The 23,180-nt window shown below is 51.3% G+C and carries 20 protein-coding genes; 13 read left to right on the top strand and 7 right to left on the bottom strand.

The genetic code is table 11. The features are described from left to right. The first annotated feature begins 114 nt into the window (after positions 1 to 114). Positions 115 to 3,231 carry an ATP-binding cassette domain-containing protein gene (locus B4W65_RS06345; protein WP_088654299.1) on the top strand — a complete coding sequence of 1,039 codons (3,117 nt, stop codon included), beginning with the start codon at positions 115 to 117 and terminating at the stop codon, positions 3,229 to 3,231. 61 nt (positions 3,232 to 3,292) lie between these two features. Here the strand turns inward: B4W65_RS06345 and B4W65_RS06340 are convergent, their stop codons facing one another. Both B4W65_RS06340 and B4W65_RS06335 read right to left on the bottom strand, forming a co-directional pair. Then, positions 3,293 to 4,000 carry an inorganic pyrophosphatase gene (locus tag B4W65_RS06340; RefSeq protein WP_240509498.1) on the bottom strand — a complete coding sequence of 236 codons (708 nt, stop codon included), beginning with the start codon at positions 3,998 to 4,000 and terminating at the stop codon, positions 3,293 to 3,295. Between the two features lie 82 nt (positions 4,001 to 4,082). Beyond that, entirely contained in the window at positions 4,083 to 5,621 is a 1,539-nt protein-coding gene (locus B4W65_RS06335; RefSeq protein ID WP_088654298.1) for a YifB family Mg chelatase-like AAA ATPase, read from the bottom strand. Between the two features lie 103 nt (positions 5,622 to 5,724). On the opposite strand from B4W65_RS06335, the gene B4W65_RS06330 reads away from it, so the two are divergent. The 8 genes from B4W65_RS06330 to B4W65_RS06295 all read left to right on the top strand — a co-directional run bounded on the left by B4W65_RS06330 (position 5,725) and on the right by B4W65_RS06295 (position 14,042). Continuing rightward, positions 5,725 to 6,045, top strand: coding sequence for a hypothetical protein (locus tag B4W65_RS06330; protein WP_088654297.1), 321 nt, complete (start codon positions 5,725 to 5,727; stop codon positions 6,043 to 6,045). A 48-nt stretch (positions 6,046 to 6,093) separates the two neighbouring features. Next, a complete protein-coding gene (mutL, locus tag B4W65_RS06325; protein ID WP_088654296.1) occupies positions 6,094 to 7,962 on the top strand; it encodes a DNA mismatch repair endonuclease MutL in 1,869 nt (622 codons plus the stop codon). Between the two features lie 48 nt (positions 7,963 to 8,010). Further along, positions 8,011 to 8,850: a rhomboid family intramembrane serine protease gene (locus B4W65_RS06320; protein WP_088654295.1), complete on the top strand. Its 840-nt coding sequence runs from the start codon at positions 8,011 to 8,013 to the stop codon at positions 8,848 to 8,850. A gap of 13 nt (positions 8,851 to 8,863) precedes the next feature. Next, entirely contained in the window at positions 8,864 to 9,787 is a 924-nt protein-coding gene (locus tag B4W65_RS06315; RefSeq protein ID WP_088654294.1) for a rhomboid family protein, read from the top strand. Positions 9,788 to 9,848: 61 nt separating this feature from the next. Further along, positions 9,849 to 10,955 carry an endonuclease/exonuclease/phosphatase family protein gene (locus tag B4W65_RS06310; protein ID WP_088654293.1) on the top strand — a complete coding sequence of 369 codons (1,107 nt, stop codon included), beginning with the start codon at positions 9,849 to 9,851 and terminating at the stop codon, positions 10,953 to 10,955. 20 nt (positions 10,956 to 10,975) lie between these two features. Beyond that, on the top strand, positions 10,976 to 11,770 hold the full coding sequence (locus B4W65_RS06305; RefSeq protein ID WP_088654292.1) for a thymidylate synthase: 795 nt from the start codon (positions 10,976 to 10,978) through the stop codon (positions 11,768 to 11,770). A 10-nt stretch (positions 11,771 to 11,780) separates the two neighbouring features. Then, positions 11,781 to 12,272 (top strand): dihydrofolate reductase, encoded by a 492-nt coding sequence (locus B4W65_RS06300; RefSeq protein WP_088654291.1) that lies wholly within the window; start codon positions 11,781 to 11,783, stop codon positions 12,270 to 12,272. A gap of 159 nt (positions 12,273 to 12,431) precedes the next feature. After that, entirely contained in the window at positions 12,432 to 14,042 is a 1,611-nt protein-coding gene (locus B4W65_RS06295; protein ID WP_088654290.1) for a bifunctional metallophosphatase/5'-nucleotidase, read from the top strand. A gap of 61 nt (positions 14,043 to 14,103) precedes the next feature. On the opposite strand, the gene B4W65_RS06290 is transcribed toward B4W65_RS06295, so the two are convergent. Next, entirely contained in the window at positions 14,104 to 15,279 is a 1,176-nt protein-coding gene (locus tag B4W65_RS06290) for an MFS transporter (protein ID WP_146697726.1), read from the bottom strand. 103 nt (positions 15,280 to 15,382) lie between these two features. On the opposite strand from B4W65_RS06290, the gene B4W65_RS06285 reads away from it, so the two are divergent. Next, positions 15,383 to 16,891 (top strand): cellulase family glycosylhydrolase, encoded by a 1,509-nt coding sequence (locus tag B4W65_RS06285; protein WP_088654482.1) that lies wholly within the window; start codon positions 15,383 to 15,385, stop codon positions 16,889 to 16,891. Here the strand turns inward: B4W65_RS06285 and B4W65_RS06280 are convergent. The 3 genes from B4W65_RS06280 to B4W65_RS06270 all read right to left on the bottom strand — a co-directional run bounded on the left by B4W65_RS06280 (position 16,888) and on the right by B4W65_RS06270 (position 20,732). Continuing rightward, on the bottom strand, positions 16,888 to 18,573 hold the full coding sequence (locus B4W65_RS06280) for a TonB-dependent receptor (protein ID WP_146697725.1): 1,686 nt from the start codon (positions 18,571 to 18,573) through the stop codon (positions 16,888 to 16,890). The two genes, B4W65_RS06285 and B4W65_RS06280, sit on opposite strands and share 4 nt — an antisense overlap. A gap of 74 nt (positions 18,574 to 18,647) precedes the next feature. Then, entirely contained in the window at positions 18,648 to 19,610 is a 963-nt protein-coding gene (locus B4W65_RS06275; RefSeq protein WP_088654287.1) for a fibronectin type III domain-containing protein, read from the bottom strand. 27 nt (positions 19,611 to 19,637) lie between these two features. Further along, positions 19,638 to 20,732 (bottom strand): fibronectin type III domain-containing protein, encoded by a 1,095-nt coding sequence (locus B4W65_RS06270; protein WP_088654286.1) that lies wholly within the window; start codon positions 20,730 to 20,732, stop codon positions 19,638 to 19,640. A gap of 448 nt (positions 20,733 to 21,180) precedes the next feature. Between B4W65_RS06270 and B4W65_RS06265 the strand changes: the two genes are divergently transcribed. From B4W65_RS06265 to B4W65_RS06255, 3 genes are all read left to right on the top strand, one after another. Continuing rightward, positions 21,181 to 21,462, top strand: a complete 282-nt coding sequence (locus tag B4W65_RS06265; protein ID WP_088654285.1) for a transposase — start codon at positions 21,181 to 21,183, stop codon at positions 21,460 to 21,462. Positions 21,463 to 21,467: 5 nt separating this feature from the next. Next, positions 21,468 to 21,869 carry an IS3 family transposase gene (locus tag B4W65_RS06260; protein ID WP_088654284.1) on the top strand — a complete coding sequence of 134 codons (402 nt, stop codon included), beginning with the start codon at positions 21,468 to 21,470 and terminating at the stop codon, positions 21,867 to 21,869. A 153-nt stretch (positions 21,870 to 22,022) separates the two neighbouring features. Then, the gene (locus B4W65_RS06255) at positions 22,023 to 22,502 is read left to right on the top strand and encodes an integrase core domain-containing protein (RefSeq protein WP_240509497.1); all 480 of its coding nucleotides are present in this window, start codon (positions 22,023 to 22,025) and stop codon (positions 22,500 to 22,502) included. A 158-nt stretch (positions 22,503 to 22,660) separates the two neighbouring features. Here B4W65_RS06255 and B4W65_RS06250 read toward each other — a convergent pair whose 3' ends face one another. Beyond that, positions 22,661 to 23,110: an SMI1/KNR4 family protein gene (locus B4W65_RS06250; protein ID WP_088654282.1), complete on the bottom strand. Its 450-nt coding sequence runs from the start codon at positions 23,108 to 23,110 to the stop codon at positions 22,661 to 22,663. Between the last annotated feature and the right edge of the window lie 70 nt (positions 23,111 to 23,180).

The following is a 23,180-nucleotide window of genomic DNA, read 5'->3' as shown; positions in this document are numbered from 1 at the left end:
TTGCAGGCCCCCTTTTCGGGCCTGCAAACTTTTTTTGTATCTTCACCTCATCAAAGCAGCAGCCTCCCCCGGAGAAAACATGCTTCATCATTTACCTGAAAACGCGCCCGTCTTATGAGTGAAACCCTGCTGGAAGCCCTGATGCAATTGTTTGCCCTGCTGACCGATGTTCAGAAGGAAAGGCAGACAGGACGCGGCTACTCGCTGGTGCAGGATTTCCTGGCGCGACAGTTCAGTAAGGAGTATGTGGACCAGTACCTGGGGCGCTTTGAGGTTTATCTGAATCGCTATCACTCGGAGGTCAACAACAGCAATCAGGAACTGCGCGAGAAGCAATCGAACGACAACCTGAGTCGCATCCTCAACATTGCCGAAAAAATAAATGCCGAGCTGGAGCAGGAGCCCAAAATTGTGCTCTTTGTGCAGCTGCTCGACTTCCTTAAAAAAGACGAAGACATTGGCGAAGCAGAAATTGGCTTTGTGGACTTGCTGGCACGGAAATTTAAAATTGCCGAAAGCGACTACCACAATCTGAAGCGCTTTATCCTCGGCAATCCCCTGGAAGTGCCCGATAAGAATGCGATCCTGCTCATCAGCGGGGAAAACGAAAAGCCGCACCCTGAGGTGCGTCTGCTTTTTAACCCCAAACAGCAGGTGGTGGTTTGGGTGTTGCACGTAAGCAGCACCAACTCTTTCATCTTTCGCTACGACGGAGAACGCAACCTCTATCTGAACGGTCACAAGGTGGAGCGCAACAGAACCTATGCCCTGGCTGTTGGCTCGGTCATTAAGACCTCCCGCATGCCGCCGGTGTATTACAGCAGTGTAGCGCAAAAATTCATCCACCAAAAAGAAACAGGACGCATCGTTTATCGGGCCATAGATGTCTCCTACAAGTTCAGCAACAACCAAATGGGGATCCACCCCTTCAGCTTTACCGGTCGCTCCGGTCAGTTGGTCGGTATCATCGGCGGCAGCGGCACCGGAAAATCGACCCTCCTGAATGTGCTCAACGGCAACTTTAAACTCAGCTCGGGCCGCATCCTCATCAATGGTTACGATTTGCACAAGGATAAGGAGGACCTGCGGGGACTCATTGGCTATGTGCCGCAGGACGACTTGCTTAAAGAAGAACTCACCGTCTTCGAAAACCTGTGGTTCAATGCCAGGCTGTGCTTTTCAGAACTCAAGGAAGAAGAAATCAAGAAACTGGTGGAAGATGCCCTCCAGGATTTTGATTTGGTGGAGGCACGTGATCTTAAAGTGGGCACGCCTCTGAATAAAATCCTGAGCGGGGGGCAGCGTAAGCGTTTGAACATAGCCCTGGAACTGATTCGCGAACCCTCCATCCTCTTTGTCGATGAGCCCACCTCGGGCCTTTCTTCCATGGATTCGGAAAAAGTAATGCTCCTGCTCAAACGCCAGGTCCTTAAAGGGAAGCTGGTGGTCATCAACATTCACCAGCCCTCCTCCGATTTGTATAAGTTGCTCGATAAGCTGTTGATGATCGACAAGGGGGGACGCATCATCTACAGTGGCAATCCCATGGACGCCATTGCCTATTTCAAGCGGGAAGCCAATTACGTGAACCCCGAAGAGCGCGAGTGTTATGTTTGTGGCAGCGTTAAAACGGAACAACCCCTGCGCATTGTTGAAGCACGCATCGTTAACCCCTACGGCAAACTCATTCGTAAGCGTAAGGTGAGTCCCGAAGAATGGTACCAACTTTACATCGACAACTTTGAAAGTCAATTTGAGTGGAAAAAACGACGTGATCTCGACAAGAAGGAAGCGCTGCCCAAAAACTGGTTCAGCATTCCCAACCGTAAAAAGCAGTTCTGGATTTTTTCCATGCGCGATGCCCTATCAAAACTTAAGGACCACCAGTACCTGGCCATCAACATACTGGAAGCGCCCCTCCTGGCCCTCATCCTGGGCTTTTTTACCAAGTTTTTGATTGGTGGAGAAGGCGACCCCGACCTTTACCTCTTCTCCGAAAACGTGAACATACCGGCCTACCTTTTTATGAGTGTGGTCGTGTCCCTCTTCATCGGCCTCAATGTAAGCGCAGAGGAGATCATCCGGGACCGGAGACTGCGAAAACGAGAATCATTCCTCAACCTAAGTCGGTTCAGCTTTCTAAACAGCAAGGTCTTTGTCCTCTTTGTGATCTCGGCCATTCAATCTCTCAGTTTTGTCCTCATTGGCAACGGAATCCTGGAAATTGAAGGCATGACCCTGCGTTACTGGGCCATCCTCTTTTCCACAGCTTGTTTTGCCAACATGCTGGGCCTCAACATCAGCAGCGGACTCAATTCGGTGGTGGCCATTTATGTGCTCATCCCACTGATTCTGGTGCCCCACCTGCTGTTCAGCGGCGTCATTGTCAATTTCGACAAGCTGCACAATTCCATCAGCTCCAAAGAATTTACACCACGCATTGGCGACATCATGGTTACCCGCTGGTCGTACGAAGCCCTGGCGGTCAACCAATTTAAAAACAACCGCTACCAAAGGCACTTTTTTGAAGAAGAAAAGGAAATGAGCCAAAGCGCCTACTACGGCAGCACCCTCATTCCCGAACTCATCCGCCTCAACGATGCTTGTCTGTGGTCGGCCCAACGCAATGATTTTGCTGAAGTACAGCGCAACAGCACGCCCTTAGCAGCGGCCCTGCAACAACTGCGCAACGACCTACCACTGCTTATGCGGCAAAACATCCTTCCTCGTGCCACCCAAAGCTACAACGAGACCTTGCACCAAAGTATCGAAGAGGCACTGCTGCAAGCCCAAAGGCATTACAACCGGGCCTATCAGCAATACTCTCAACAAAAAGATCAGAAGGTGGAACAAATGGTGAGGGAACTGGGCTCCATTGATGCCCTGGTTCAACTTAAAGCACGCCATTACAATGAGGCCCTTGCCGAATGGTTGCTCGATCGCCGCGAAGTGCGCCAGTTTGAGTTTACCGGCGAACGCTACATCCAAAAAAAGCACCCCATATTCAAGAACCCGGACAGCCATTGGGGACGGGCTCATTTCTATGCGGCATCCAAGCGCCTGGGCCCCCTGAACATCCCGACCGGCGTCTTTAACCTGCTGGTCATCTGGCTCGGCGTAGCACTGCTTTACGTGACCCTCTATCTCGATATTTTACGTCGCATCATCCACTACTTCGAGACCTTCCGACTGAGACAGCTGAACAAGCGCCTGCAGCGTTTGGGCACCTAAGTCGACCAACAACCACCAAGGGCCAAGGGGCAGTGACGACCCAAATGCAAGCTGCCCTCCTTTAGTAGGAGGACAGGGCGTTGCGCAGCTTTTCGAAGCGTGCCTCGTAATCGACCATGGAATGACGGATCACCTCCCGCGCTTCCTCAGCATTGTACACGTGAGTAATTTCTGACTCACGACTCACACCAGGCATATCTTTATAGGTCAAAAAATAATGCTTGAGTCGCTCGAGCACGAGCTCGGGCAATTCGGTCACATCCTTAACGCCTCCGTACACCACATCGCCCTTGAGTACCGAAATGATTTTATCGTCGGCCGCATTGCCGTCGAGCATCCGAAAACCACCAATGGGAATAACTTCAGCAATAATGTCGCCGTGCATCACATCCTTTTCGGTGAGCACACATATATCCAGTGGGTCACCATCCCCTTTTATGTCCTTTTTCCCCGTCTTTTCCTCACAAAACTTACCCACATTAAGTCCACAATAGGTTTGCGGAATAAAGCCGTAGAGCGAGGGAACCACATTCGAGTATTTTTGGGGGCGGTCGATGCGCAGGTAGCCGCTGACTTTATCTATTTCGTACTTGATGGTATCGGTAGGAACCACCTCAATAAAGCACATCACACTCTCGGGGGCATTATCGCCAATATCAATCCCATGCCAGGGATGCGACTTGTACCGAAGGCCCATTAGGCGACCTATCGGGTCCATTAAACTGTTCGAAGACATTTCTTTTTGCGTATTTTTTTTAGTTTTAGCCATCTTTCCTGTTCTTAGCGCTACAAAATAAAGGGATTTTCCGCATTAATGCTAAGCTTTACCTAATTAAGGCTTCGTTAAATTTCTAGCCTGCCCATCCGGAACGGTCGAGACTCCGATATTGTATGGCCTCAGCCACATGGGCAGCCTGCACGCTGGGCGCGGCTTCAAGGTCGGCAATGGTACGGGCCACCTTCAAAATGCGGTCGTAGGCCCGGGCCGACAAGCCCAGGCGCTGCATGGCGGCACGCAAGAGCTGGCCCCCTGCAGCATCGGGCTGCGCATGCTGCCGCAGCAGGCGACTGCCCATTTGAGCGTTGCAATGAATGTAGTCCTCCTTTTCGAAACGACGGGCCTGCAAGTCCCGTGCAGCCACCACCCGCTCCCTGATTTGAGCACTGCTTTCACCCGGTGCTGCCCCACTCAACTTCTCAAAAGCAACCGGCACCACCTCCACATGCAGGTCGATGCGGTCGAGCAGGGGGCCCGAAATGCGACTCAGATAGCGCTGCACGGCACCGGGGGGACAAACACATTCTTTATCGGGATGATTGTAGAAACCACAGGGACAAGGGTTCATACTGGCCACCAACATGAATCCGGCCGGATACTCCAGGGCATAACGGGCCCGTGAAACCCTTATGCTGCGGTCCTCCAAAGGCTGCCGCAGCACCTCCAGCACCGAGCGCTTAAATTCGGGCAGCTCATCTAAAAACAATACCCCGTTGTGGGCCAGAGAAATTTCCCCGGGCTGGGGCACCGCTCCCCCACCTACCAACGCAATATTTGAAATCGTATGGTGGGGCGAACGAAAGGGCCGCTGAGTCAGCAAGGCGCTGCCGCCAGCCAAACTGCCGGCAACAGAGTGAATCTTTGTGGTTTCCAGGGCCTCGTCCAACACCATCGGCGGTAAAATGGAAGGTAAGCGTTTGGCCAGCATCGACTTTCCACTGCCGGGAGCGCCTACCATAATGAGGTTATGACCACCGGCCGCGGCGACTTCCAGGGCTCTTTTCACACTTTCCTGGCCCCGTACATCGGCAAAGTCGAGCGGCTCACCCAGTCCCGCCTTACCCAGTTCGGCCTTCAGGTCCACCTGCGTTTTAGTCGGCCCTTCTTCCCCATTCAAAAAACGCACCACCTCGCCCAAATCCCCGGCCCCATATACTTCCAGACCGGATACCACCGCAGCCTCCCGCGCATTCTCCATAGGAAGCACCAGGCCCTTAAAGCCCGCCTCCCGTGCGCGCAACGCAATGGGCAAGGCCCCTTTAATGGCTTTGAGACTGCCATCGAGCGACAGCTCTCCCATCAGCATATAATCCGACAGCCGTTCGGCCGACAACTGCTCGTCGCCCGCCAAAATACCAATGGCCAGCGGCAAATCGTAGGCCGAACCCTCCTTGCGGGTATCGGCCGGGGCCATATTAATGACGATGCGTCGGCCCGGCCAGTCGAAGCCCCACACCCTAAAGGCCGATTCGATGCGCTGCTGACTCTCCTTAACCGCATTATCGGGCAGGCCCACCATAAAAAAACGAATGCCCCGCGACAAATCCACTTCCATGGTTATCACGAGCGCATCAATACCGCTCACCGCGGCGCCAAAAGTCTTTACCAACATAGTAATCAGGTTAGAGTAATCCCGCTCAATTTAATAAAATTCCATATTTTTAAAAAGCCCGAGGGGATTTTGTATTTTTGTACAAACAAAAAGAAACTGTGCCATGAGGTTTACATTCGTGAAAGTACCCGAACACCGAAAGTTTAAGCACGACCCGATTTATTACGACGCCGATAAGGAAGAGCGGGAAGAAAGGGAGCGACGCATACGCCTCGAAATGGGTTTGAAAACCGAGGAAGACCACCGCAGCTTCGACACACGGATTCGGGGACAAATGCGTCGCCGCATCAAAACCCCTTTTGAGGTGACCCGCAGTGCCCGCAAGAAGTCGAACCTCCGCCTTATTGTTATTTTACTGGCACTCATGGCCCTGTTCTACTATTTGCTGCAGGCCGGGTACGAGTGGTACAGCCGCTTTCTATAAGCCAACCCAGTCCTAAACCACTGCAAAACAAAAGAAGAAGCGCTTTTCATGTCCGACATCATTCAATTATTACCCGATTCGGTAGCCAATCAAATTGCTGCCGGAGAGGTCATACAACGTCCCGCTTCGGTAGTTAAAGAACTGGTGGAAAACGCCATCGACGCCGGAGCCACCCAAATCAAAGTCCTCATTAAAGATGCCGGTCGCACCGCCATTCAGGTCATCGACAACGGCAAAGGAATGAGCGAGAGCGATGCGCGGTTGGCCTTTGAGCGCCACGCCACCTCCAAAATACGGGAAGCGGGCGATTTATTTGCCCTCAACACCATGGGCTTCCGTGGGGAAGCTCTGGCCTCGATTGCGGCCATTGCTCAGGTAGAACTGCGCACCCGGGAAGCGGGCGCCGATATCGGCACCCGCATCGAAACCGCCGCCTCCCGCATCGAGAAACAAGAGCCCGTTGCCTGCGACCAGGGCGCCAACTTCCTCATCAAAAACCTCTTCTACAACGTACCAGCCCGACGAAAATTCCTGAAATCCAACACCACGGAACTGCGCCACATTCTCACCGAATTTCAGCGCATCGCCCTGGCCCAGCCCCAGGTAGCCCTTTCGCTCTACCACAACGACCAGCCACTGATGAACCTGGCCACAGGCAACCACAGGCAACGCATTGCCGGCATCCTGGGCCGCCAGGTCAACCAACAATTGGTCCCTGTAAACACCGAAGCCACCGTTCTGCACATCCACGGCTTCATTGGCACCCCGCAGGGTGCCCGCAAAACAGCTGGCGATCAGTACTTCTTTGTCAACAACCGCTACATGCGTCACCCCTATCTCCACAAGGCGGTCATGGAGGCCTACGCCAACCTGATTGGGAGCGACCAGTACCCGGCCTACTTTCTGTATTTTGATGTAGATCCGGGCGACATAGACGTCAACATCCATCCCACCAAGACGGAAATCAAGTTTGAAGACGAAAAACTGGTGTGGAAAGTGCTCAACGCCGCCGTTCGCGAGAGTCTGGGTAAGCACAACATCGTGCCCTCCATCGATTTTGACACCGACAACCAATTGCAGATCCCGGTAGCCCGTGGCGGCGACGAAATAAAAACGCCCCAGGTCCATTTTAACCCCGACTACAATCCCTTTAACACCGGCAGCAGCTACCAGCGGAAAGATCCCCTGCCCCGCGACTGGGATCAACTCTACAGCGGTTTCGAAAGTGGTGACGAAGCCTTTCCGGCAGATGAAGGGCCCCGCGAGCCCGAAACCATCGTACTGCCTTCGCGGGGCAATGCAGCGCCCAGGCAACAGGAGTTGCACCCGCAACAAGAGGACCGCCCGGTACAGGACGCGGCTTTTTTTCAGCTCAAGAACAAATACATCCTTACACCTGTTAAATCGGGACTGATGGTGATTGACCAACGCAGGGCCCATGAGCGCATTCTCTACGAGCGCTTTATGGCACGCGTACAAAGTCGCCGCTCCACCACACAGCAGGTGCTTTTTACCCAAACCCTTTCCTTTGGTGCCGAGGACGCCGCACTGGTTCGCGACTTGCAGGAAGAACTCAGCGCCTTCGGCTTCGATTTGGTGGAGGAAGCTTCCGGACAGTTTTGTCTCCGGGGCATTCCTGCAGAAATGGAAAAGACCGACCATACCCAGCTGATTGAAGAACTGCTTCAGGCCTATAAAACCGGAGAAAAAAATGCCACCGAACATTTGCGCGAAGGCCTGGCCGGCATTATGGCCCGCAAGGCCCGGATGAGTAGTGGCGAACGCCTGACGCCCGAAGCCATGACGCTGCTCGTGGGGCAACTCTTCCAATGCAGCATGCCGGGCTTTTCGCCCCGCGGAAAGACCGTCTTTTTCATCATCGACAACGAAGAGTTCGAAAAACGATTCGGTAATTAAAACAACAGATGTGCAGCAACAGGCACTATATTTGTAAAAATATTTAGCATGAATTACGGAGCATCTCCCTTTGGCGGCTTACCCCCCGTGGTCAAGAATCTCTTGATCATTAACGTGCTGTTTTATTTGGCCAGCATTGTACTGAACAGCACCCTGGGATTGCCCCTCGAAAAATTTCTGGGGCTGCATGTGCCCATGGCCGGTGACTTTGGGGTGCACCAGCTCTTTACCTACATGTTTTTGCACGCCTACCCCGATCCCATGCACATCTTCTTCAACATGTTTGCCCTCTTCATGTTCGGCCGCATGCTGGAGCTGGTTTGGGGACCCAAACGCTTCCTGGTCTTTTACCTGGTGACCGGCGTAGGTGCCGCCTTCGTTCACCTGCTGACCCAATACATCGACATCCTGCCCGTGCTCAAGGGCATTACCCATTACATGAACAATGCCGGTCACGAAGAGCTGCAGCTCTTTTTAGACGAGCACCTGCAAATCCGCTCCATGGAGATGCAGCAAAAATTCAATGCCTTTGTGGCCTCCTACAACGAGCTATTGCACACCGACCCGGAGCTGGCAACGGGACTGGCACGGGAATATCTCTATGGTTTCCGCAGCGACTATCTAAACAGTCACGTAACCGTGGGCGCCTCGGGAGCCGTTTTCGGCATTCTCCTTGCCTTTGGCATGCTCTTCCCCAACACCCGATTGATGCTCCTCTTTCCGCCCATTCCCATTAAAGCCAAATACTTTGTTATCGGCTACGGCGCCATGGAGCTGTTTTTAGGCATCAGCGGCAGCATGACCAATGTGGCCCACTTTGCCCACCTTGGGGGCATGCTCTTTGGTTTCATCCTCATCAAATACTGGCGCAGCAAAGGCATATACTAAACTGGTAAACCGTATGAGTATTGTTCAGGAAATACGCAGTTCATTCAAGCAAGGAAGCATTTTAACGCGACTGATTTACATCAACATCGGCGTTTTTTTAATCTTTCGCTTCATTCAATTATTCATGGTGCTCGGAGGTGCCGGCGCCGATACCATCGTGGGCTGGCTCCACTTCTTGAGCGTGCCCTCCGAGCCGGCCCTCCTGCTGCGGCAACCCTGGACGCTGCTGACTTACATGTTCCTGCACTTCGACTTCCTGCACCTGCTTTTTAATGTGCTCTACCTCTACTGGTTTGGTCGCCTCTTTTTGCACTACATCGGCCCCGGTCCCTTTTTAAAGACCTATGTACTGGGAGGCTTGGCAGGAGCCGTATTCTACCTCTTAAGCTACAACTTCCTTCCAGCCTTTTCCTCCTACTTCGGCTCGTCCTTTCTGCTGGGCGCCTCGGCCTCGGCCATGGCCATTCTCTTTGCCCTAGCCCGCTACCGACCCGAAGCCACCATCACCCTCCTTTTCTTTGGGGAAGTCCGCCTGAAATACGTGGCCCTGGTGGCCCTGGTGATCGACCTCATCAGCATCCCCACCCTCAACAATACAGGCGGGCACCTGGCCCACCTGGGCGGCGCCGCAGCAGGCCTTTGGCTGGGCTATGTCTGGAGCCGAAAAGGCCTCCCGCCACAGGGTCGCCCCACCGCAACGACCTTTTCTAACGAGACTTACAGTCCCCCCCGAAAGTCCTCTTTCAGGTGGTCTTTCGGCAAAAAAAGTAAATTATCGGTAGCCCATAAGCGGCCCTTGAGCGACCTCGAATACAACGCCATAAAGGTTCAACGTCAACAGGAGCTCGACCGCATTCTGGAAAAAATAAAACAGAGCGGCTACGAGAGTCTCAGCAGCGCCGAAAAGAAAACCCTCTTCGAGGCCAGCAAGGAATAGCCCCTGCAAAACCCGTTTTTTTTATTTATTTTTGGATGTCCAACCAAAGCACCTCTGCACCTTGAAACGGCTTTTTTACTCCATATCGGTCCTCCTGATTTTAACACCGGCCCTGCTTCTACTGGGTTCCATCGGAACCGCCTATGTCAGTCCCGCCAAAATCAATGTACTGGCTTTTGCCGGCTTTGGCTTTACCCTGCTTTGGCTGGTAAACCTGTTTTTTGCACTATGGCTGTTGATTCGTCGCAGTTTTTGGATCATCATTCCCCTGCTGGCACTGGCCGCCTCGTGGTCGCACTGGAACAACACCTTTCAAATAAGCAGCCGAAGCACCAATCACCCCGAAGAACTGGGGAAAACACTGAAAGTAATGTCGTACAACACCCGCATGTTCGACTACTACGGACATTCGGGCCTCGAGGGAACGCCACAGCGCACCTACGAGGACTTGCTGCGCCAGGGCGCCGACCTCCTTTGTTTTCAGGAATACTACACCAATCTGAATAAAAAGGATTTCACCCCAACGGCCATCGCGGCCAAATTCAGGGGCTATCCCCACAAACACATTCACTACGCCACCACCCACCAGCAAAATACGGGCTACGGACTGGCCATTTTTTCCAAGTACCCGCTGGTCGACCAGGGCGTGATACCCTTTGAGCACTCGCGCAACATGGCCATTTACGCCGATGTAAAAGTAGGAGAGACCACCATCAGGGTCTTCAGTGTGCACCTCGAATCCATCGGCTTTCAGGACAACGATTTGAATGTGCTCGACAGTCTGGATTTCCGCATGACAGAAAGCCAGAAACAGGGCCTGGTCAACATCTCACGCAAGCTGACCCGCGCCTTTAAAATGCGCTCGAGTCAGGCCGAAACCCTGGCCCGACACATCAAAAACGCCCCCTACCCCGTTATTGTGTGTGGCGACTTCAACGACACGCCGGTGTCTTACGTCTACCGTACCATGCGGGGAAAATTGAAAGACGCCTTTGTGGAAAGCGGCAGTGGTTTTGGTGCGACTTACAACGGCCGACTGCCCTCCCTGCGCATCGACTACATTTTTCATGATCCGGCCTTTAAATCCTGGAACTTCGAAACCCTGCCCCTGCCCTATTCCGATCACCATCCCATCATGACCACCCTGGATTTGAAACCCCAATCCTGAATCTAAAGCAAGTAGAAACCATGCAGCAATACCTCTCACTCATACAGCGCGTACTCGACGAAGGTGTTTACAAAGCCGACCGAACCGGTACGGGGACGTACAGCGTATTTGGTCACCAAATGCGCTTTAATCTGGCCGAAGGCTTCCCTTTGGTCACCACCAAAAAACTGCACCTGAAATCCATCATCCACGAGCTCTTGTGGTTTTTGCAAGGCAGCACCAACGCCACCTACCTGCAGGAAAACGGAGTGCGCATCTGGAACGAGTGGGCCAAAGAAGACGGCGAACTCGGTCCCATCTACGGCTACCAATGGCGCAGCTGGCCCGATTACAAAGGGGGGCATATCGACCAGATTGCACAGGTGGTGGATGCGATCAGGAAGAACCCCGACTCGCGTCGCCATTTGGTCAGTGCCTGGAACGTGGGCCAGATCGACGACATGCAACTGCCGCCCTGCCACATTCTTTTTCAGTTTTATGTGGCTGAGGGCCGACTGAGCTGCCAGCTCTACCAACGCAGCGCCGACATCTTTCTGGGCGTGCCCTTCAACATTGCCTCCTACGCCCTGCTGCTGCTGATGGTGGCCCAGGTAACTGGATTGCAACCCGGGGATTTTGTGCATACCCTTGGCGATGCCCACATCTATACCAACCACCTCGAACAAGTCAAGCTGCAACTGAGTCGCTCCCCGCGTCCCCTGCCCAACATGACGCTCAATCCCGAGGTGAAAAGCATCAACGACTTTTCCTTTGAGGACTTCCAACTCAGCGGCTACGATCCCCATCCCCACATCAAAGGCAGTGTTGCCGTATAAACCCCCAGCCATGCAAATAGCCCTCATAGCAGTCGTCGATCAAAACCTGGCCATCGGGCGCGGGGGCGACCAGCTGGCCTACATCGGCGGCGATCTCCGGCGCTTCAAACAACTCACCACCGGACAGGCCATCGTGATGGGTCGTAAGACCTTTGCGGCCCTGCCCAAAGGGGCCCTGCCCAAGCGTCAGAACATTGTACTCACACGTGACGCCGGTCTGCAACTGCCCGGCTGCAGCATGGCCACCACCCCGGAGGCCGCCCTCCAGTCCGCCTCTGGTCAGGAGCAATGCTTCATCATAGGCGGTGGCGAAATCTATAAGGCCTTCCTGCCCCTGGCCCATCGCCTCTACCTCACCCACATCCACTACCGCTTTGAAGGAGCCGACACCTGGTTTCCCCAATGGTTGCCCGGGGACTGGCAAAGTGTAGAATGCGGACCCACGCAGGTCGACGAAAAAACCGGTCTCCACTACCACTACGAAACCCTCGAAAGACGGTAGCTCCGGTCGCGTCACTACTATTACACAATAACATCGCAAAAGCGCATTTCGGGTAAACACCACCAAGCCGTCCTTCGGTACGATACTTGCATAAATACAACTATGAACATTTTTAGATATTCATAGTTGTTACTTACGAAACCTCAAACAAGTTTGATCATGCAAGCATTCAAAATCCTGCTGGCAGCGACACTACTGCTCGGCACCGCTAAACTACAGGCCCAGACCGACACCCTCAGCATAAGCCTCTTACAAACCGCCGACATCCACGGTCAACTCGATGCCCACGACGAACTCTTTGTCGAAGACGGGCAACTGGTCTTCCGTGAGCGGGGCGGCTTGGCCCACATCAAAACCCTCTTCGACCGCGAAAGAGCGAAAAACCCGGGCCGCACCCTCATCGTCGATTCGGGCGACCTGATTCAGGGCAGCGGCTACGCTGCCCGCTCGCAAGGCCGCATCTTTCCGCCCATCGTACGGGAAATGGGCTACGACCTGCTGCAACCCGGTAACTGGGAGGTGGTTTATGGCAAGGACATCATGCTGGAAGTCATGAACGCCTACAACACCAACATCATTGTACAAAACATGAAGCACGAAGACAGCGGGGAACAGTTGTTTGCACCCTACTGGACCACCGAAATCGAAGGCATCAAACTGGCCTTCATCGGCATCAACGACCCCGATGTGCCGGTCCGCCAAAACCCCAGCTTCAGCGAAGGCATTGCCTTTAACCCCATCAATGAGGAAGTAAAAGCCCTCATCAGAGCAGTGCAGGAAAAAGAAAAACCTGCAGCGGTATTTCTCATGACCCACATCGGCATTTTTAAGCAAGTCGATTTGGCCAACAGCGAAGCAGCAAGCGGCGTAGATTACGTGCTGGGTTCAGACACCCATGAGCGCATCCGCAAGCCCATCCGGGGCAAGCACGCCAAAGTCACCGAACCCGGTGCCTTCGGCTCCTTTGTAGGCAAACTGACCCTGCACTTTGTAGGCGGAAAACTCGTGGGCGACGATTACGAACTGCTGGAAGTCGATCCGGAAGTCTACCCCGCCGACCCCAAGGCAGCTGCCCTGGTCGAACAGGCCAAGGCCCCCTGGAAGGAAGAAATGGAAACCGTTGTGGGACACAGCTCTACCCCGCTCTACCGCTACCTCACCGTAGAAAATCCCATGGACAATATGATTACCGATGCCTTGCGCTGGAAGACCGGTGCCGACATTGCCCTGTCCAACGGCTTCCGCTTCGGCAACCCCATTGTTCCGAAAAATGGAGCTGCAGCCCCCATCACGCGGGGCGACATCTACAACATGCTGCCCGTCAACGATTACGTTAAAACCGGAAAGGTAAGCGGACAGCAATTGCTCGACTGGCTGGAAAAAGAAATACACAACGTTTTTGCCGCCAACCCCATGGAACGCTTCGGCGGCTGGCTGGTGCGCTTCTCCGGCATGGAAGTCACTTTTGTCGCCAACGCCCCCCGTGGTCAGCGCGTCCAAGAAGTCCGCATCAACGGCGCAGCCCTGCAAAAACAAAAGACCTACAGTCTGGCCACCTGCGTGCGCCCCGGCGATCCCGATCATGCGCTTTGTCGCCTGCACCACGCCACCGATGTGGCCGTGGAAGACTACACCCTGCACCAGGCCCTCGAAGACTACCTGAAAGTCCACTCCCCCATTGACCCCCGCGTGGACGGTCGCGCCAGAGCGACCGACCTGGGCCCGTTGCCCTTCAGTACAGTGCCCGGAACCAACTACGAATTCCGCTAAAAAAACAGGGGACGGTCGACCCATCCGGCCAACCGTCCCCCAATACTTTTATATTCCCCGCCTAATTGGCCCTGCGCTTTTGAATGCTGCCCAATACATAGGCCAGAAATACAAAAACCGTCAGCACCAAAAAGCTGGCGTACAAGGTGTGCAGTTCCGCCACAAAACCCAGCACCACCGGTCCCGTTAAAAAACCCACGTTCGACGAAGCCGCAATCAGCGAAATACCATCAGCCGCCCGCACCCCCGGCACATTCGAAGCCAGACGATAAATCTCCGGCACCACAATAGAAAAGCCCAGTCCCACCACCAAAAAGCCGGCAAAGACCAAAACCGTTTGCACCGTCAGCACCAGGGCAAAGCCGACCAGACTCACCAAAATGGCCGAACGCAGCAAACGCCAGGAGCCAAAGCGAAGACTCAGTGCATCGCCGGTAAAACGTCCCACCGCCATGCCACCGGCAAACAAAGCATAACCCAGTCCCAACAGCTCCGGTTTCACTACCACCACCTGCTTTAAGTACAAGCCGCTCCAGTCGGCAATGGCGCCCTCCGAAGCCATCAAAATCATTCCTATGAGGGCAATCAGCAACATCGGCTTCCAGGGTGTACTGCGTTTCTCTCCCTTCTTTCGGGCTTCCCCTTTAATGTGGTAGTACTCCTTACGCAAAAAAGTCTGCGCCCCAATCAAAACCACCAGCAAAACACTCAGGTGCACCAAAGGCAGCTCAAAACGACCGGCCAAATAGCCCCCCAAAGAAGCTCCGATGATGCCGCCGATGCTCCAAAAACCATGACTGCCCGTCATGATGTACTTGCCCGCCTGCTTTTCCATCTCCGCAATGAGCGAATTAACGGCAATGGCAAAAACCGAACTGGTCATGCCGTAATAAAAAAGCGCCGCCAACAACCAATAATAACTGGGCGCCAGAAAAATCCCATAGAGCGAAGTCCCGTACAACACATAACCCCAGTAGGCCTGACGCCCTACGCCCAACACATCGGTGAGTCGATTGGCCAGGGGAATCATTACAAAGGAGCCCACCGAAGCAAAAAACAAGGCCGTGCCAATCTGTCCCTCCGTAATCTGAAGTTTTTCCGCTAAAAAGGGAATGTAAATGATCCAGGTGCTGAAGACCAGGGCAAAACAGGAATACAAAAATGCCGGCGCAAAATACTTACGCTCTTTAAAGAATATTTTCAACGACAACATGCGGATAGAAAAAAATGTGTGCAAAGCTAGGCATTTGTCCCCTAAGCCCGCTGCAAAAAAGACAAAAAATCCCTGAAAAATAGTATTTTAGCACCAGCAATAAGCAGCACACATGAAAAACATGACCATGAAAAATATTCATCACATTTTCAAGACCTTACTCTTCTCGACCCTTGTTGTACTCTGGGTAGGTTGCAAGGACAAAAAAGAAGAAATCTTCACACCCGAGGTCAGCCTCTCCCAGACCAGCTTTGATTTTACCCATGAAGGGGGCAGTATGCTCCTCAGTGCAAGCACCAACACCGAACTTGAACTGCAGGGACCGGAAGCCGACTGGTACAGCATAAGCAGCAGCGAAGGCAGCGAAAGCAAGCAGGTATTTACCATCACGACCTTGCCCAACAGCAGCGTCAACTCCCGGGAGGCCAAGCTGACCCTGCTGGGACGCGATTACGCCAGAGACCTTTGGCTGCGACAAGAGGGCACCAGCCTAAGCTACAAGCCCGAAGAAGCGCTGGAAGTAGCCCGCACGCTGGGCATGGGCTGGAACCTGGGCAATCAGCTCGACGCTCATGCCAACGGAACGGCCAACGAAACCATTTGGGGCAACCAGGCCGCAACGCAGGCCACCTTCGATAAACTGGCCGAAGCCGGCTTTGCCTCCGTGCGCATACCCGTCACCTGGCTGGGCAAGGTGGGTGCAGCTCCCGACTATGCCATCGACAGCGACTGGCTCAACCGCGTAGCCGAACTGGTGGACTATGCCGAGCATGCAGGTCTGAATGTCATCATCAACATTCACCACGACGGGGCCGACAGCAAATATTGGCTCAACATTAAAGACGCCGCCACCAACCCTCAGGTAAATCAGGCGGTAAAAGAACAACTGGCGGCCATGTGGACCCAGATTGCCGGGAAATTTAAGGACAAAGGAGACTTCCTTATTTTCGAAAGCATGAACGAGATCCACGACGGCGGATGGGGCTACGGTGCCAACCTCAAAGACAACGGCAAGCAGTACGCCACGCTCAACCAATGGAACCAGATTTTTGTGGATGCCGTACGTGCTACCGGCGGCAACAACAGCGAGCGCTATTTGGGCATACCCGGCTACGTTACCAGTCCCCAGCTGACCATCGATCACCTGGTTCTTCCCAGCGACCCGGCCACCAACCGCCTGCTGGTTTCAGCACATTATTACGACCCCCACCTCTTTACCCTGGAGGACCAGTTTCAGCAGTGGGGACACAGCGCAGCAGCCGACAAAAAAGCCGATTATGGTGATGAAGCCCATGTGCAGGAAATCTTTGGAAAGCTCAAAACCAAATTCATCGACAAAGGCATTCCGGTTTACATCGGCGAAATGGGCAGCGTGCACCGAAGCACCGAAGCGGCAGAGGCTTTTCGCAAGTACTACCTCGAATACATCTGTAAAGCGGCCCGAACCTACGGCATGGCCCCTTTCTACTGGGACAACGGCAGCACTGCTGCCGGTCGCGAAAGCTCAGGCATCATCAACCACGCTACGGGCGAGTTCCTTAACAACGGCGCCGATATCGCAGCCATCATGGTCACGGCTGTCAACAACGACGACCCTGCCTACACCCTCGAAGCGGTTTACCAGAAGGCGCCTTAGAAATTTCCCTCAAAGCCGAATTTCTTATTGGTACGAAGGAGGCGCATATCAAAAATATAGCTGTACGACAGATTGGCCGAATAAGAAGTGGAGTGGCCCCGCTTTGCCTGATTGTTGACCATCGCGAGACTCACATTAAAGTTGTGTCGCTTCTTAAGCGAGTAGCCCCCGGTCAATCTGAAATTCAGAATATCTGCTACTCCGCCATCATCATTAAACGTTGAACTGTAGGTGCCCGTAAATGCAGTCCTGAACTGCTCTGCAAAGACTTTTTGCAACGACAGATTATAACTCAAAACATGCATGTTCATCTCGGGCATATTGTTTTGATTGTGATTGACCGTTGCGGCTGCCGTAAAGCGTGTTGGGGTAAGCGAAAAAAGATACGACAGCATGGTGTTGTATATGCGACTGCCCACATAGCGACGATCGTCTTCCTGCTGCTCAGAGGCCTCCTGATACGAAAAGGCAAAATTCAAATTCTGACGTTGTTGCTCTGTAGTCCTTAGCACATAATTGGCATTTAACGAGGAGGATAGATTTAATTGTGTAAAACTAAGCGTATCCAAATTCTGGTATTGATTGCTGCGCGTTACCTCGTCGTAAATATCTCGTATATGCATATACGACTGCACATTAGAAAAAGACAAGCCCAAAGAAAGCCGGTCGGACACAGGCGCAGAAACATTTGCAGAATATATGGCGCGCTTACCAGTACTGGTCTTCTGCCCTTCCAGATTATCGCGTTGGTAACCCGCATCCAAAGCCACACTAATCCGCTTAAACAGCGTAGTAGCCAGGTTGGCCGTAATATTTTCAAAATCATTCGTAAAATAATACACCCCAAAGGTCTGGTAGTTGGGCTGCACCCTTTCGTAGGTGGCCCCTATACGTCCCAATGAGGTAGATTGCGCCACCGCCGCTTTAAAAGCGTGATGCACCGTAACATCGCCATGGGAGGTAAAAAAATGATCCCCAAAGTCCCCCGACAAACTATCGGCGCGCCCAATATCGTGATTTATGGCGCTAAGACCATATTCGCCCATTACCGAAAAGCCATTGGCCAGGCGATAGCTCAGAACCACGCTGCCAGCCACATTCTCTGCAGGGGCAGACATGGGCTGCTCCTGCTCTTCCCTCAAGTCCAGACTGCCAACCTGGTCGCTTGCCTTAAAAAGGTTGACCGACACATCCATATTATCCCCTTCATAGCCAACCAAAAAACCTCCTCCCATACGCCGATACATGGGCTCGTAAACCGATGAATCGGGCTCCAACGCTTTTCGAAAACGACCATACAAAGCAGCAAAACGAAAACCATTTTCAGGCTTAAGTTCCACTCCTCCACCAAAAAATTCGTGGCCCGATAAAGTATAGGGCGAGAAAGTCATTGAACCGTAACCCATATGGGTGGTAATCCACCGATAGCTGGGCGATAACGAGAAACGGTTAAAAGGCTGAGGCAGATTGGCTGTTACCTGATTATTGGTATAGGCAAAGGAAAGCGGCAGATTCACCACCCCAAAAAGCGTAGTATTAAAATTACCTGAAAGATAATAGGAATAGGGCTCCAGGCGCGACACCGAATCGGGAGAATAATTAAAAATATGGCTCATATTAAGTCCACCGTTAGCCACCAGAGGCGGAGCCTTAACAACTTGTTCCACATCCTGTGCAGCCATCAATTGTGGAAGAAAAGCCAGGGAAAATAGAATTAGGAAACGGCCAGGGTTGAGCATGAAAACAATACAAAAGGTTACAGTTTTACTTTTACAGGGGCGCTATAGGGAGAGACAGACCCATCTTCGTAGACCGCATGCGCCCGATAAACATAGGTCTTACCAGGACTAAGTTCCCGGTCTTCAAAACGATCCTCCACCGAATGACCATAAAGTCGCAGGGGCCCGTCGTCCACACTTCTAAAAACGACCACCCGCTCCACGAGCTTCAGTGATTGAATGTCCCACTCCAGCACGACATGATCAATACGCCGGGTCGTTCTAAGGCGAATGCCCTCCGGAATAGTTGAGCTTACACGTACAAAGCGTTGATTAGAAAAAGGGGACAACAAACCGGCATCATCTTCAGCTACAACACAATAAGAGTATCCAAGCCCACCAGAAATCAATGCATCCACAAAACTTAAGACTTCCCCGGCTTCGGGCACACTCGCCACCCTGACCAGGCTTGTATCTTTATCACTTCTGCGATAAACATGGTGTTGCACCACATCTGTACTGGAACTGGGCACCCATTCCAACTCAACACCTTTCCGGCCCTCCTTAACCGAAAGAAGACGAGGCGCTACTGGTGGTATAACATCCGGGCGTTGAAGAATCAAAACATCCGACATAGCCGATTGATTTTGTCGCACGTCCACAGCGGTAACTTTATAATACACCTTACTTGTCAGCGTTCGAATATTGATGGAATCGGCAAAAACAGTATCCCTTAAAACCGATGCTGTAGACAAAATGAATTCATGGTCAGGATGATTGGACACATAAACCCGATATCCCTCTAAATCCGACTCCCGATTGGGCAACCAGGAGATCTGCACCTGTCCCAGTGAATCTACCGAACCGGACAAACCCTTCGGCGGCAAGGGCGGAAAGCTATCCACTCGAGCGGCATAAGTCTCAATAAGGGAAATCTTTTCTTCCTGATTGTTGAAAGCAGACACCAAATAGTAATTGGTCATGTCTGGCACGGTATCCACAAAAGAGCGCTGTGCACCATCGTCTCCCTAATAAATCACCTCCTTACGCTGTTTGGGACCCGACGAACGGTATATTTTAAAGCCATTTACGTAGGGGTTCATTTCATCGGGATACTCCCAAGTGAGTTCCACCCGGCTATTGTCCACCACCTTTTTATCTATTAATACCGGCGCATGGGTCAGGGGCATAAGCCCCTGGCCAAATATCGAATCCGAAGGTGGCCCCATTTCTCCAAAAGCACTCCTTCCTCTAACCCGATAATAATAAACCTGCTGATTATTCGCCAAAGAATCACTGCGATACATGTATTCGGGACTGACCCCCTCGTCGGCCAGCTGAACCAAAGCATTGTCACTCACACGCTCAAAAGATGTGCCCCCATTCTCCGACCGCTCCAACACATAGCTGTTGTAAACGTGACTCAGATACAGCGTATTCCACGCCAAGGACACCGTTTTATCGCCCCACTCCGCCTCCGGAGCCTGAGGTTTTGGCAAAGGCCGATACTCCGACAAGCCGGTAAACACCGATCCGGTATCTACAGCCAGTGAATCGGGACAATTGATAAAAACACGATAGAGATACTTCTCCTCAGCACGTGCCGATTCATCCGTCAAAAACAAGCCCGACAACTCCGCAGCCCTTACCGACTGGTCGGCAGCATACACAGCAAAACTAAAACGATGCTGTTCTTCCTGATGCATTTTATACACCATGTGCGGATTACCCCCGGCGTCCAAACCCCTGAAAGTGGAAGAAAACAAACACTCTGCAGCAATGGCCACATACTTGTCCTCATCAATATACCTTTCCCAGGCTGCCTGCTCCATCGGACGCAACGGGGTCTGAAACAAACGTTCTCCTACAATACTATCCGGAATCTGTCCATTGCGCAGCACGGTAAAACGTTCCACCACATAGCCATACTCATTTCCCAAACGCCAAACCGCCGGAGACATGGGTGCCCAACGCAGCAGCACCGCATCCTGGCGCGGACTGCCCAGAAGCTGAACCCCCTCGGCATAAACAAAGGGACCCGACACAATCAAAAAACCAAGAACCAGGAAAGAAACTCTGAAATGGGACAATATAAGCTTAAGGGTTTTCAGTTTAGGGAACATAGCATGGGATTAAAAGGTGTACAATAATAACAAATTTTTTATTAATTCACCTCATAATCCACTCTACTGTTCTATGCTGTATAACAATAAAAATCAGCTTACAACAAGCCTTTTGAAAGGCGGGCAGAATTTTACCACCAATCATAAAAACTGCAAGCAATTTTTTTAGACGGGGATTACACGCAGAAACACACTTACAGTGTTGACATCCTTGTTATAACGAAGTATGAGGAAGTAAAAGTAAATCGAGGGAGTTAGTAGGCGAGCCTAACACAGCAACGGTTAGATGCGTGGCGGCTTGGGCCATGGCGTAGAGAGGAACAGCCTATCCCGCGGGGCGGGAAAGGGAGCTGTGGAACAAGTGGCCTAAGCAGACAAAGGAACTGCAGTGAGTATATTAGCCCTCAAATAAACCGAGCAGTAAATAAGCAATTATATTTGTACTGCTATGGAGAAAAAGACACGTTTTACGACAAAAATCAAGACAGAAATAGTTCTGACTTTGCTTAGAGGAGAAAGCATTGAGGCTTTGAGCCGCAAACATGGGGTAACAATCGCCGATTTGAGCCTTTGGCGGGACCAGTTTATTGAACAAGGCGCTCATGGGTTTAAGCGCAAACCAGAAGATTCAAGGCTTAAGGAAGCTGAGCGGATGATAGGCCGACTTCAAATGGAGCTGGAACTCACAAAAAAAAAGAACGAATTGGTAGCAAAACTAAGAAGGAGATAATCGCTTTGCTGATTGAAGAGACATGCACATTTACTCAAAAACCATATCCAAAAAGACTTATTTTCAAGGTGGTGGGCTACAGCAGCAGTACTTGGTACGAAAAGCCAAGCTCTAAAACGGGCAAGCGCGGTCGAAAACCAATTCATAGTGACGAGACTGTTTTACATGCAATCAAAACAGAAATAGCGAACAGCGTTTTTAAATCTGAAGGCTATTTTAAAGTTAAGAAGCGCATGCAAAGAAGGCCAGAGAACCCTATTAGGGCTGGAAAAGAACGAGTTAATAGGTTAATGCGTGAGCATGACTTACTCAGTCCGCATCGCAGGCCTCAAAAAGTTAAGAAAAACGAACATAAGGGGCGCATAATAACAGACAAACCAAACCTAATGTGGGCTACTGATGGGTAGAAGTTTTGGATTAATGGAAGTGGGTGGCATTGGTTTTTTGGCGTAATAGACCATTTCAATGATGAAATATTGGCCTGGCATATTGCAAAGATTGGAAGTCGATTTGCTGCTATGGAACCTATACGCTCTGCTGTTCGGAAACAATTTGGCTCTGTGAATAAAGATGTTTGCAAAGGGATGGAGCTGCAACTACGCAGTGACCATGGTTCACAATATGACTCCTCAGACTTTATGAATGAGATGAAATTTATTGGCCTGAATATGTCAAAGGCATACGTTAGGTCGCCGGAATGCAATGGCGTAATTGAGCGATTTCACCTAACGCTGGAGGAAGAACTCCTGCAAATCAAGTCATTCAATTCTTTAGAAGAAGCTCAAAGAGAAATAGCGGACTTTGTTGAAAAATACAATACGCATTGGATATTGCATAGGTTGGACCATTACTCCCCGTTGGAGTATAAACGTAGATATGTGGAAGAGCTGAAGAACACCCAGGCCAAAACTTCGGGTAATATTGAGCCAGAGAACCAGTTTGTCCTCCTTTTGAGTGGTTCGATACCACGAAAAAAAGGATCAAATAAACAAAGGGGCAAACCTTTCGGAAATGCCCCTTTCGTAGATCCTTCGGTATAATAAATCACCGTCGGACCAGTTTGTCCGACACAAAAATAGAAAAAAATCAAAAAAGTGCTCGGTTTTTAGAGGCCAAGACACCCTGGTTACACGCAATACCTCCGATTTTAAAAATATTGACGGTATTAAATTGCTTAACCCGTGGGAGCAATGAAAATTTATGTGATATTTTCGTCAATCCTTTTCTGTAAAAAATCTATAAAGTTATCAGCATAAATGGCATTGGTAACATTTAAATAAACAGGACAATCATTAAAATTATTCATCTCACTTGTTTTTAGATAGAAAATCTCTCCACGGTCTGTTGTCGATACAACAATTGAATCTTTATCAACCCCTCTTGTCCTGTATAGTTTAGTCATCTTAACAACATCTCCACCTACTACTTCTTCAAAATCCATCTCATATATGGAAAATATTTCCTCTCCTAATATTTCTCCTCCCCCATAATTTTTCAACCACCATTTGTAGGAAACAGGAAACTTAACCCCTAAAGCTAATTCTGCTTTTTTTATCCAATTATCTGTTGTCCCATCGCCAAAATCACGAAATTCAACAGTATCAGTATTTTGCTCTACTTTTTCTTTTATTTTATCAAATGCATCCATAAATCAAAAATTTGCCGCCCTATTTTTCCAATAGTTCGATTTGTATTGTAGACTTCCCCTTTATTGGACA

This window comes from Geofilum rhodophaeum, assembly GCF_002210225.1.
In the GTDB taxonomy this organism is placed as follows: Bacteria; Bacteroidota; Bacteroidia; order Bacteroidales; family Marinilabiliaceae; genus Geofilum; species Geofilum rhodophaeum.
The sequence above is the reverse complement of the archived record's forward strand: the minus strand, read 5'-3'. Positions and strand labels throughout refer to the sequence as shown.

What these genes read in the sequence shown, in the direction of transcription:
- B4W65_RS06250 (WP_088654282.1), bottom strand. Translation starts at nt 23,110, where the DNA reads ATGGATGCATTTGATAAAATAAAAGAAAAAGTAGAGCAAAATACTGAT.
- B4W65_RS06340 (WP_240509498.1), bottom strand. Translation starts at nt 4,000, where the DNA reads ATGGCTAAAACTAAAAAAAATACGCAAAAAGAAATGTCTTCGAACAGT.
- B4W65_RS06285 (WP_088654482.1), top strand. Translation starts at nt 15,383, where the DNA reads ATGAAAAATATTCATCACATTTTCAAGACCTTACTCTTCTCGACCCTT.
- B4W65_RS06280 (WP_146697725.1), bottom strand. Translation starts at nt 18,573, where the DNA reads ATGGCTGCACAGGATGTGGAACAAGTTGTTAAGGCTCCGCCTCTGGTG.
- B4W65_RS06265 (WP_088654285.1), top strand. Translation starts at nt 21,181, where the DNA reads ATGGAGAAAAAGACACGTTTTACGACAAAAATCAAGACAGAAATAGTT.
- B4W65_RS06315 (WP_088654294.1), top strand. Translation starts at nt 8,864, where the DNA reads ATGAGTATTGTTCAGGAAATACGCAGTTCATTCAAGCAAGGAAGCATT.
- B4W65_RS06295 (WP_088654290.1), top strand. Translation starts at nt 12,432, where the DNA reads ATGCAAGCATTCAAAATCCTGCTGGCAGCGACACTACTGCTCGGCACC.
- B4W65_RS06305 (WP_088654292.1), top strand. Translation starts at nt 10,976, where the DNA reads ATGCAGCAATACCTCTCACTCATACAGCGCGTACTCGACGAAGGTGTT.
- B4W65_RS06270 (WP_088654286.1), bottom strand. Translation starts at nt 20,732, where the DNA reads ATGTTCCCTAAACTGAAAACCCTTAAGCTTATATTGTCCCATTTCAGA.
- mutL (WP_088654296.1), top strand. Translation starts at nt 6,094, where the DNA reads ATGTCCGACATCATTCAATTATTACCCGATTCGGTAGCCAATCAAATT.
- B4W65_RS06300 (WP_088654291.1), top strand. Translation starts at nt 11,781, where the DNA reads ATGCAAATAGCCCTCATAGCAGTCGTCGATCAAAACCTGGCCATCGGG.
- B4W65_RS06320 (WP_088654295.1), top strand. Translation starts at nt 8,011, where the DNA reads ATGAATTACGGAGCATCTCCCTTTGGCGGCTTACCCCCCGTGGTCAAG.
- B4W65_RS06335 (WP_088654298.1), bottom strand. Translation starts at nt 5,621, where the DNA reads ATGTTGGTAAAGACTTTTGGCGCCGCGGTGAGCGGTATTGATGCGCTC.
- B4W65_RS06330 (WP_088654297.1), top strand. Translation starts at nt 5,725, where the DNA reads ATGAGGTTTACATTCGTGAAAGTACCCGAACACCGAAAGTTTAAGCAC.
- B4W65_RS06345 (WP_088654299.1), top strand. Translation starts at nt 115, where the DNA reads ATGAGTGAAACCCTGCTGGAAGCCCTGATGCAATTGTTTGCCCTGCTG.